Genomic DNA, 10,561 nt, shown 5'->3' on the forward strand with positions numbered 1-10,561 from the left:
GGCAATCCCTTACTTTGCGTGAACGCCTGCGGCCGCGAGGCGTTCGGCGATGTCGGCGCGGAGGTCTTTCTTGTTGATCTTGCCTACCTTGGTGGTAGGCAGTTCGTCCACCACAACAAGGTGTTCGGGGATCTTGAAGGCCGCCACCCCGGTCCGGCGCAGTAAATCCTGGATCTGTTCGAGGGTAACCTCGCGTCCCGGTTTGACTGTGATGTAGAGGCACAGGCGTTCGCCAAGGACTTGGTCCGGCATGGCGATTGCCGCGGCCATGGTGACGTCCTCGATCCGGTAGACCAGGCTCTCGATTTCTTCGGCCGAGATCTTTTCACCGCCCCGGTTAATCATGTCCTTATCTCGGCCCTGGACAATCAGGTTCCCGTCAGGTCGCCGCTCCACAATGTCCCCACTGGCGTACCAGCCGTCCGGGGTGAAGGCACGGGCGTTCGCTTCGGGGGCGCGGTAGTAGCCGCGCGGGGTGTACGGTCCACGGGTCAGGATGGATCCGGGGACGCCGTCGGGGAGGTCCTCACCGAATTCGTCCACAATCCGGACTTCGTCCGCTTCGGACACGGGGCGGCCCTGCGTGGTGCAGATGACGTCTTCGGGGTCGTCCAGCCGTGTGGTGTTGATGAGCCCCTCGGCCATGCCGAAGACCTGCTGCAGCGTGGCGCCCAGGACGGGCTTCACCTTCCGGGCGATTTCGTCCGGCAGGCGTGAGCCGCCTACCTGGAGTACCTCGAGGGTGGCGAGCTGACTGGTGCCGGCTTCCTGCTGGTATTCGATCCATCGCTGGGCGACGGCCGGGACCGCAGTCGAAAGTGTCACTCCCTCACGTTCAATCGCTGCAAAGGCTTTGCGTGGTTCGGGGCTGGGCAGCATGATGGTTCGGCCTCCTGCGAACAGGATGCCGAGAATTCCGGGGCAGGCCAGGGGGAAGTTGTGGCTCGCGGGGAGCGTACCGAGGTAGACGGTGTCCTCGGTGACTCCGGTGGGTATGGAGCATGCCTTGATGTTGTAGGCGTAATCGTTGTGTGTCCTGGTGATGAGCTTGGGCAGGCCGGTGGTGCCGCCGGAAAGCAGGAACAGTGCGGGCGAGTCCGGTGAAGGGGCCGTGGCGTCCAACCGTGCCCGGGCAGCCGAGACGTCCTTTACTGGCGCCAAAATCTCCTCGAGACGTACGTTGAGTGGCTTTGCCGTACCGGAAACGAGGATGATCTCCAGAGCCGGAATGGATACCGCAAGTTCTTCCGCCATGGCTTGGTGGTCAAAGTCCTTGATGACGTCTGGCACAGCAATGGCCCGGGCCTCAGAGAGTTCGGTGAGGAAGGAAAGCTCGTATTGCCGGTGTGCAGGCAGTGCCATGACAGGAATGATGCCGGCCCGGAAGCAGGCAAGGGTCAGGACGGTGAACTGCCAGCCGTTGGGCAACTGGACCATGATGCGGTCATCCGGTTTTAGGCCCAGCTGCAGGAGCCGTTCGGCAGCCGCATCCATTCTGTTGGCGAGTTCGGCGTAGGTGAGGCGGAGGTCCCCGTCCACAACGGCGGTTTTCTCCGGCAGCCTGTCTGCGGTGTCCAGGATGTAGGCGCCCAGTGGGCGGTCTTCCCAGTAGCCTTTGGCACGGAATTCTGCGGCAAGGTCTGCCGGCCAGGCGATGGTGCCTTCACTGGTGTGGCTGGTCATTTGGTGTCCTCCTCGACATTGATGACGACGGCGTCAAGGGCTATGAGCCCGTCACGCGTCAAGCGTAAGGGGTTGATTTCGATCTCTGCGATTGAGTCGTTGGAACCGAGTGCATCGCCCAGCCGGACCAGGACCGCTGCGAGTTCTGCGGTGTCAAGCATCGGCCCGGAACGGAAGCCGTAGAGCAGGTCGCGGGCCTGAAGCTCAGCAGGCATACCCTCCGCTTCTCTTATGGATAGCGGAGCCGAGCGGATGGAGACATCGGCGTAGACCTCGGCGGCGGTGCCACCGAGGCCCACCACGACAATCGGTCCGAAGACGGGATCGCGGCGGACACCCGCCACCAAATCAACGCCGGAGGGTGCCATTTTCTCAATGAGGAAGTCGCGGGCCCCCGCCGCTTCGAGGCCGTCCAATGCCCGGTCCAGGGCAGCAGGGGAGTCCACGCCCAGGTGCACTCCGCCGATCTCGGTTTTGTGCAGGACAGCGGCGTCGAGCAGCTTCACCGCAACCGGGCCGCCCAGCTCGGCGAGGGCCTGATGGGCAGCGGCGCGGCTGCTGCAGCTGCGCCGGGCGGGTGTGGCAATGCCCAGTGCGCCCAAGAGTTCCTTGGCGCGGTCCTCGTCCCACGGCCCTTGAACGTCTGGCCAGGCGAAGGATGCGGCGGCAGCCTCTGCACGTTGGAACTGTCCCCGGGCGTCGTTGACCAACGCTGCAATGCCGTGGGCCAGTGAAGTGGGTCCGGTAATCAGGGGCAGGCCATGGAGTTCGGCTGATTTCCGGGCACGTTCGACGTCGCTGTCGGGTCCGTCCACGCCGATCAGGAACGGCAGGCTCGCCGCGGCTCCTGAAGCGACAACGGACGCCGGCAGGTCGGCCACGGGTTCGGTCAGTCCGTAAACGGCGACAACGTCGATTGCAGGGTCAGTGGCGACTGCAGCCACAATTTTGTCGTAGCCGGGCCCGGGCCGGCCGGTGTCAACGGGGTTGGCCTGGAACGTCATCGGCGGCAACAGTGCACCGATGGTGTCCTGGCTGGCCTGAGCCAGCCGCGGAAGCGTCACGCCGGCAGAGTGGAGGGCATCGGCGATCAGCAGGCCCGGGCCTGCCTGCCCGGTGATGAGTCCCACTCCGGGATTGGGGGCCGGCGCCAGGCGGCGGCTGGCGAGTGCGGTGACTGCCGCAACCAGCTGGTTTTCGTCGTCGACGATCACCGCGCCTGCCTGCTTAAGCACGGCACGCGTCGTACGCCAGGACGTGGCCAGGGCACCGGTGTGGGACTGGGCAAATTCGGACACATCATTTTGTCCGACGATCAGCGCAACTACCGGTTTGACGGCACTGAGGCGCGCGACGGCGTCCACGAGGGCCGGGCCGTCGGCGACGGTTTCCAGGTGCAGGGCAACCGCTTTAGTTTGCTCATCGGAAATGAGGTAGTCGAGGACGTCCGGTGCGGTGATGTCCGTGCCGGCGCCGATGCCGACGGCGAGGCTGACGCCAACGCCGGCGCGCTGCAGGTGGAAGGCCAGGACGTGGTTGACTCCGCCACTGGCTGCCACCACGGCCACCGAGCCCGGTTCCAGTTCTGCGACGCCGGGGACAAAGCTCGCACGCAGGTTCAGGCGCGGCACGAAGAAGCCTGAGGTGTTCGGGCCGAGCAGCCGGATGCCGGTCTCTTGAACAGCAGCCCTAACGTCCCGGTCGAGTTCGAGGCCGGGGCCGCCGGCTTCGGCAAATCCGCCGGCGCAGACCAAGGCAGCCTTGGCGCCGTTCGCTGCGCTGTCCCGCAGTGCCTGCGCGGTGGCGGCGGCGGGGACGCAGAGGACCGCCAGATCGGGGCCGCCGGGGATGGCGGTGGCGGCAGCGGCGATGCTGGTGTGCATCCCGTTTTCACCGCGGCTGTTCACCAGTTCCACGGGCGACGGGTAGTTGGAAAGCGACTGCGCCATGACGGCGCCGAGTTTTTCGGCGCTGGAGGAGGCGCCGACGACAATGATGCCGCGCGGTTCGAACAGGGGGGTAAGGCTATGCATTGTTTGCCTCCGTGGTGGCGATGGCGTCTGCGCGGCCGGAGAGCACCAGGGTGAGGGCGGATACGGGACCTCGGTCATCGACGATCACGCTCGTCAGGCCGTGGCCGAGCCGGGCTTCCTCGGACAAAAGGATACGGGTGAACGGGGTCCCGCCCTGGATCACGACTGCTGCAGCCAGCGACGTCAGCCGGTCGAAGGCGTCGGTCAGGCCGTCTTCGGTATCCGGTGCGGTGAGCAGCAGTGCCGTGCTGGAGCTGGCATCGGCCGGGTCGGTGACCACGGCAATGCTCCCGCCGGCACCGGTCAGGACGGCCCGGCCATCCTGCTGGGTAAGGGAGAGCAGGCGGCCGCCGAACCGGACCGACCCGGCGTCGAGCGGTGTTTCCAGTGGTGTGTGGCCGTGCCGGCTAAGCCAGTCTTCTTCCACCGAATCAACAAAGCCTGCATCGCGCTGGCGGATCTTGTCGATATCGATGCTGCGGGAGAAGAAGTGGAAAGTGAATTGAGTGGGGGCGAAGGAGTCGTAGTACCTGCCGAAGTGCTCCCACCAGCTCAGTCCGCCACGTGCCTGGTTCTGGATCTTGGCAACCTGGGGCTGACGCTCGGTTTCATAGTTGGTGAAGGCAGTTTCGAGGTTGTCCTGGTGCGCAGCGATTTCCCGGACGAGGGTGATGGCATCTTCCATGGCCATTTTGGTACCGGACCCGACGGAGAAGTGGGCGGTGTGTACGGCATCGCCGAGCAGGACGACGTTGCCCTTGTGCCAGGACCGGGTCCGGCGGGTACGGAAGTTGGCCCAGCGGGAGCTGTTGGCCACCAGGGGCTCACCGGCGATATCCTCGGCGAACAGCTTTTCCAAGAACCGCTGGGTCTTCAAATCCGAGGGCCCCGGGGGCTGGCTGACATCGAATTCGTCGAGGCCGGCCTTGCGCCACGTCTCCTCGTCGGTTTCAACGATGAAGGTGCTGAGGCCTTCGCTGATCGGGTAGCCGTGTACAGCGAAGTTGCCGAACTCGCTCTTCCGGTGCAGGAAGGTCATGCCCTTGAAAATGTGGCTGGTGCCGAACCAGATGAACTTGGCCGTGGCCATCTCCGCCGTGTGGCCCAGGCTCTCGCCGAGCTGTTCGCGGGTGGAGGAGTTGGCACCGTCGGCACCGACGATAACGTCAAAGTCTGCAAGCTGGGACAGGTCCGGCACGTACTGGCCAAAGCGCATCTCGACGCCGGCCTCTGCGGCCCTTTCCTGCATGAGCTGAAGAAGGGTCTTGCGGTAAATCGCGGCCATGCCGTTGCCGCTGAAGGACTTGTGTTCGCCCTTGAGCCAGACCTCGATGTCATCCCAGTGGGTGCCGAAGTCCCGCAGGCCATCGTGGACCACCGGATCAGCCTCGTTGATCCTGGTCAAGGTGGCGTCAGAGAAGACCACTCCGAAGCCGAAGGCGTCAGTGGCCTGGTTCCGTTCAAAGAGCACGACCTCGGCGTCGGGAACGGTTTGCTTGAACAGGGTTGAGAAGAACAGTCCGCCGGGACCGCCGCCAATGCAGGCTACGCGAAGTGCCATCGATGCCACCTTCTAGATTTAGGGAAGTCAGTGAGATAGGTCTCGTATTGAGTATGTAACGCTTATGCGTGCAACGTCAACTTTTTGTTACACATACCTCACGGCAAGGGTGGATTCCTGTCTACGAAGCTACTTCCTGGCCCTGGGCTACGGGCTGCCCGATGATGCCGGAAACGAATTCTGTCGCTGCGGGGCCGAGCTGCCGGTGCACTGCGCCGAAGAGCGTGTAGGCCTCGCGGCTGGGCCAGTTCGCGGGCTGCAGCTCAGGAGGAAGGTGCGGATCCCGGAACGGAAAGCGGCGGAAGTCGCCGATGACATGCATGCGTTCAATGAGGGCCGTCCGCCCGTCCTTGCCCGCGCTCAGCGCGTCGTCATTGAGGGGTGCATAGGTGCCGATGAAACGTTGATAGTCCGCACCCAACTGCTCCAGATCCCAGCATCGCGCGGCCAGCCCCCTGTCTTCCTGTAGGTCGCCGGTTCCGCACCATAGCGCGTCCACCTTAGCCAGTGGATTCTCAGCGGCGATTTCGCGTACTTCAGTGAGGAGGTTGTGGGGACTCAGCCAGGTCGATGGTGACAACTGGCCGAAACCGTGCCAGGCGAGCTGTTTCCGGAGCTGTTCGCGGACGGCGCGTTCGGATTCCGGGACCTGGTAGATGGCCATGGTCCACCGCCCCTCCCAGGTCTCGTCCCGGCGCCGGAAAATCCGTTCTCGTCCCTCATTGAGGATGTCCAGCATGTGCGGGGTGAGGGAGTAGACCGTTTCCCGGCCTACCCTCCTCGTGGTGAACCAGCCCTCCTTGCGCAGGCGGGACAGATTGACGCGGACCGTGGCCGCTTCGATGTCGAAGACTGCGAGGAGTTCCGTGATGTCGGCCAGCCGGACCTCGCTGCCGGCGTATCGGAGATAGTCCCCGAATAAATCCAGGATCAATGCTCTGGGTTTCCACTGCATAAGGCTCCTCTAACTCTTCACTACCTGAGAGATCATCAAACAGGAAACGTGCAACAACTCTATTGACGAACAACATTTTCATGTTACATTCAGTTGTGCGTCAGATCACAGCTGATCGCGCCCATAAATCTCTGGCACATCACAACGTTGTGTATATCACCTGGAGCTCCCCATGACTTTCCCGCAGTCTTCAACCTCGGCCCGACCGCGCAAATCACCCGGCGTAGTCATCTTTTTGTGTTTCCTCGCCATCGTCTTCGACGGCTACGACCTGGTTGTCTACGGTGCAATCGTTCCCAAGCTACTGGCCTACGAGCCGTGGGGCTTGACGCCAGTTGAGACCGGCGCCATAGGCAGCTACGCATTGGCCGGCATGTTCATTGGCGCCATCCTTATCGGATACCTCACCGATATCGTCGGCCGCCGGAAAGTCATGATGGTTTCCATCGCGGCATTCTCGTCTCTGATGCTTTTGACCGCCTGGGCACCGACGCCTGAACTGTTTGGTCTGTTCCGCTTCCTGGCAGGGCTCGGACTGGGCGGTGTCATTCCGACGGCGATCGCACTGACCGTGGAGTTCTCAAAGGCGAACCGGCGCAACTTCAACAACGCCCTGATGTTCTCCGGCTACGCCGTCGGAGGTATTCTGGCCGCGCTTCTGGCCCTTGCATTCCTGCCCTCTCTTGGATTCCAGGGAATGCTGGCCTTAGGTGGCATTCCCCTCATCGCCGTGGTCCCGCTGCTCTTCAAGTTCCTTCCCGAATCCCCGGCCTTCCTGGCAGCGAAAGGCGACCGGGCCCGGGCGGAGCGCATCGTCGCCGAGTACGGGCTGGAACTGCTGCCGCCGGCTCGGGTGCATGGTGACGCGCCCGAGGCGGGACGCTTCCGGACCCTGCTGACTGGACGGCTGCTAGGCGCCATGATCCTGTTTTGCCTCGCCGGTATTTGCGGCCAAACGCTCGTGTACGGGCTGAATACCTGGTTGCCGCAGCTTATGGTAATTGCGAAATACTCCCTGGCTTCTTCACTGACATTCCTCCTCACCGTCAACATCGGTGCAGTCGTGGGGGTACTGGTGTCATCCCGCTTGGCGGACCGCTTCGGCCCCCGCAGAGTCACGGCTGTTTCCTTTGCCAGCTCGGGAATCGCGCTTGTCCTTATGGGAACCGGCATCATGCCGCTCGTGGCAATGTACGCCCTGGTTGCGGTGGTCGGATTCGGATCAGTGGGTGCTCAGATACTTGTCAACGGCTTCGTGGCAACCTACTTCTCCGGCTCAACGCGGGCCACGGCCTTGGGAATCACCTTGGGCATCGGGCGTATTGGGGCCGTTCTGGCCATCTCCGGTGGAGGTGTCCTTGTTGCCGCGGCGCTCGGCAACTTCATCAACTTCTCCGTCTGGGCCATCGCTGCAGCAATCGGGGCAATAGCGGTCCTGACCGTCCCCCGCCCCCGCGACACCGAAACCAAGGGCGGCACTGCAAGTGCTCCTGCCACCAGCAACACCATCCACCACTAGAAACAACAATCCGACCGCACCGTACTGGGCGGGTAAGAGCATCCAAGAAGGAGTCACCTTGCAAACGCAACTCATCATCGACAACCAGGCCCGGAACGGCCGCGAAGGTAAGACGTTCGAACGCCGTCACCCGGTGACAGGTGCCCTGGTGACCGAAAGCGCAGCAGCCGATGTAAACGACGCACTCGACGCAGTTGAGTCCGCCGCGAAGGCGTTCACCACGTGGTCCACCTCGGGCCCAAGCGAACGACGTGCCGTGATGCTCAAGGCCGCCGAAATCATGGAGCGTCGCGGCCAGGAATTCATCGAAACAATGATGTCGGAAGTTGGTGCAGCCCAGCTCTGGGCCGGCTTCAACGTCTTCCTCACGGCCCAATTGTTCCGGGAAGCTGCTGGCCTTGCCACCCAAATCCAGGGTGAGACGCTCCCCACTGACAAGCCAGGCACCCTATCGATGACCGTCCGGCAGCCCGCAGGTGTGGTTCTCAGCATGGCCCCGTGGAATGGAGCAGGAGTGCTCGCTGCAAGGGCCCTTGCTTACCCGATCGTTTGCGGTAACACGGTGGTTTTCCGCGCTTCGGAAACCAGCCCCCGAACCCATGCAATCATCGCCGAGGTTCTGCACGAGGCCGGTGTTCCCGCAGGCGTCCTCAACTTCATTACAAGCACTGCTGAGGACTCGGACCAGGTGGTTGAAGCGATCATCGCCCATCCCGCCGTCCGCCGGATCAACTTCACCGGGTCGACAGCGGTAGGCCGAATCATCGCCGAGAAGGCAGCACGTCACCTCAAGCCCGTGCTGCTGGAGTTGGGCGGAAAGGCGCCCTTCGTAGTCCTTGACGATGCCGACATCGATGGCGCGGTTAACGCCGCAGTCTTTGGCTCCTTCCTATACCAAGGTCAGATCTGCATGTCTACCGAACGCTTTGTTGTCGACGAAAAAATCGCAGACGAGTTCGTGTCCAAGTTTGCCGCTCGCGCCGCGCAGTTAAGCGCCGGCGACCCTATGACGGACGAAGGCTGCATCGTCGGCCCAATGATCCGCGCGGAATCAGGAACCAGGATCAACGGGCTTATCGATGACGCCTTGGCTAAGGGGGCTGAGATCGTGGCTGGGGATCGTGCCACGGGTGCGTCGATGGCTGCCACCATCGTGGACAGGGTAAGTCCGGAAATGTCCATCTACGACCAGGAGACCTTCGGCCCCATCACCACGGTAGTCCGTGTCTCCGGCGTCGAAGAAGCAGTCCAGGTGGCAAATGACACCGAGTACGGCCTCGCGGCCGCCGTCTTCGGCGCTGACAGCACCCGCGCCCTGCAGGTTGCCATGCGGATTCAGGCCGGACACGTCCATGTCAACGGGGCAACAGTGCAGAACGAGGCTCAGGCTCCCTACGGCGGCATGAAGAACAGCGGACACGGCCGGTTCGATGGCCGGGCAGTCATCAACGAGTTCACGGAACTGAAATGGATCACCGTGGAGCAGTCCGACCAGCAGTACCCGTTCTGACCCAGAGTCCCATCTACACGGACAGGAAAGGCATGACTATGCAGGTAACCGCAGCAGTAGCCCGTGAAGCACGGCAGCCGCTCACGATTGAAAAGCTCGAACTGGACGATCTCCGCCCGAACGAAGTGCTGGTAAGAATGGTGGCCACGGGTGTGTGCCATACAGACGCGATCGTGCGTGACCAGGTCTATCCGACGCCCCTACCCGCCGTTCTCGGACACGAGGGCGCTGGAATTGTGGAGCAGATCGGGTCTTCCGTCACGTCGGTGCAGCCGGGCGATCACGTCCTGCTCGCCGCCGCCTACTGCGGAAAGTGCGACCGCTGCCGGTCCGGCGAGATGGCGTACTGCGAAAACCTCTTCGCGGCAGACTTCGGAGGCCGGAGGACCGACGGAACCACTGCGCTAAGCAGGGACGGCGAAGTGATCTCCTCGCACTTCTTCGGTCAGTCGTCATTCGCCACGTACGCCAACGTCGTCGAGGAAAGCGTCGTACGCGTCGGTTCCGACGTCCCGCTCGAGGTTGTTGCCCCGCTGGGGTGCGGCATCCAGACCGGAGCCGGCGCCGTGCTCAATGAACTTAGGCCAGCGCTGAACAGTACGCTCGTGGTCATAGGCACCGGCGCAGTCGGATCAGGGGCCATCATGGCCGGTGGGGTGGCAGGGTGCGGCCGCATCATCGCAGTGGATATCCACACGTCCCGGCTTGATCTCGCCAAGGAACTGGGAGCGACGGACACCATCAACACGCAGGACGTGGACCTCACCGAAGAGATCCTTCGGCTGACAGATGGCCGCGGAGCTGATTACATCGTCGATACAACCGCCCGCCCGGAGTTACTCCGCAAGGGAGCCGACGCCCTTGCGCTCCGCGGCACTTTGGCGCTGGTCGGCGCCGCCAAGCCTGGGACAGAGGTGTCCTTTGAGATCGGGCTTTCCCTGGTCAAGGGCTGGACCTTCAAAACCGTGATCCAAGGCAGCTCAGTGCCCCAGGTGTTCATTCCTAAGCTCATCGAGTTGTGGAAGGAAGGCCGTTTCCCCATGGACAAGCTGATGAGCAACTACAGCCTCCACGAGATCAACCAGGGATTCGACGACTCCGCCAAGGGAACTGTCATCAAGCCGGTCATCGTGTTCTAGCGGCCAGTCACGAGTCTGAGTGGCTTAGGTTAGCCGTCTCACACGAGAGAGGACGACGGCGGGTTCGGGCGAATTCAGGGGGTCGTTGCAACACCGTTGGTGTTAGTTGGTCAAGAGTAGGTCACGCAGGCGCTCGGCTGGGGTATCCCAGTCGAGCGTTT

7 protein-coding genes are annotated in these 10,561 nt (G+C 62.9%); 3 read left to right on the top strand and 4 right to left on the bottom strand.

Annotated features, from left to right (window positions below; translation table 11 throughout):
• Positions 1 to 9: 9 nt before the first annotated feature.
• From J2808_RS21320 to J2808_RS21335, 4 genes are all read right to left on the bottom strand, one after another.
• Positions 10 to 1,683 carry a (2,3-dihydroxybenzoyl)adenylate synthase gene (locus tag J2808_RS21320; protein WP_309820693.1) on the bottom strand — a complete coding sequence of 558 codons (1,674 nt, stop codon included), beginning with the start codon at positions 1,681 to 1,683 and terminating at the stop codon, positions 10 to 12.
• Positions 1,680 to 3,716 (bottom strand): acetate--CoA ligase family protein, encoded by a 2,037-nt coding sequence (locus J2808_RS21325; protein WP_309820695.1) that lies wholly within the window; start codon positions 3,714 to 3,716, stop codon positions 1,680 to 1,682. Before J2808_RS21325 ends, J2808_RS21320 begins: the two co-directional genes overlap by 4 nt.
• On the bottom strand, positions 3,709 to 5,277 hold the full coding sequence (locus J2808_RS21330; protein ID WP_309820697.1) for an FAD-dependent monooxygenase: 1,569 nt from the start codon (positions 5,275 to 5,277) through the stop codon (positions 3,709 to 3,711). Before J2808_RS21330 ends, J2808_RS21325 begins: the two co-directional genes overlap by 8 nt.
• 121 nt (positions 5,278 to 5,398) lie before the next feature.
• Positions 5,399 to 6,232, bottom strand: coding sequence for a PaaX family transcriptional regulator (locus J2808_RS21335; RefSeq protein ID WP_309820698.1), 834 nt, complete (start codon positions 6,230 to 6,232; stop codon positions 5,399 to 5,401).
• A gap of 172 nt (positions 6,233 to 6,404) precedes the next feature.
• On the opposite strand from J2808_RS21335, the gene J2808_RS21340 reads away from it, so the two are divergent.
• Genes J2808_RS21340 through J2808_RS21350 form a run of 3 tightly spaced genes read left to right on the top strand, consistent with a single transcriptional unit; the run spans position 6,405 to position 10,400 of the window.
• Positions 6,405 to 7,751 carry an MFS transporter gene (locus tag J2808_RS21340; protein WP_309820700.1) on the top strand — a complete coding sequence of 449 codons (1,347 nt, stop codon included), beginning with the start codon at positions 6,405 to 6,407 and terminating at the stop codon, positions 7,749 to 7,751.
• A 58-nt stretch (positions 7,752 to 7,809) separates the two neighbouring features.
• The gene (locus J2808_RS21345; protein ID WP_309820702.1) at positions 7,810 to 9,261 is read left to right on the top strand and encodes an aldehyde dehydrogenase; all 1,452 of its coding nucleotides are present in this window, start codon (positions 7,810 to 7,812) and stop codon (positions 9,259 to 9,261) included.
• Between the two features lie 32 nt (positions 9,262 to 9,293).
• Positions 9,294 to 10,400, top strand: coding sequence for an NAD(P)-dependent alcohol dehydrogenase (locus tag J2808_RS21350; protein WP_309820704.1), 1,107 nt, complete (start codon positions 9,294 to 9,296; stop codon positions 10,398 to 10,400).
• Positions 10,401 to 10,561 lie beyond the last annotated feature (161 nt).

Origin of the sequence: Pseudarthrobacter sulfonivorans, assembly GCF_031454915.1 — a bacterium.
Taxonomy (GTDB): Bacteria; Actinomycetota; Actinomycetes; order Actinomycetales; family Micrococcaceae; genus Arthrobacter; species Arthrobacter sulfonivorans_C.

What these genes read in the sequence shown, in the direction of transcription:
- J2808_RS21330 (WP_309820697.1), bottom strand. Translation starts at nt 5,277, where the DNA reads ATGGCACTTCGCGTAGCCTGCATTGGCGGCGGTCCCGGCGGACTGTTC.
- J2808_RS21325 (WP_309820695.1), bottom strand. Translation starts at nt 3,716, where the DNA reads ATGCATAGCCTTACCCCCCTGTTCGAACCGCGCGGCATCATTGTCGTC.
- J2808_RS21320 (WP_309820693.1), bottom strand. Translation starts at nt 1,683, where the DNA reads ATGACCAGCCACACCAGTGAAGGCACCATCGCCTGGCCGGCAGACCTT.
- J2808_RS21350 (WP_309820704.1), top strand. Translation starts at nt 9,294, where the DNA reads ATGACTATGCAGGTAACCGCAGCAGTAGCCCGTGAAGCACGGCAGCCG.
- J2808_RS21335 (WP_309820698.1), bottom strand. Translation starts at nt 6,232, where the DNA reads ATGCAGTGGAAACCCAGAGCATTGATCCTGGATTTATTCGGGGACTAT.
- J2808_RS21340 (WP_309820700.1), top strand. Translation starts at nt 6,405, where the DNA reads ATGACTTTCCCGCAGTCTTCAACCTCGGCCCGACCGCGCAAATCACCC.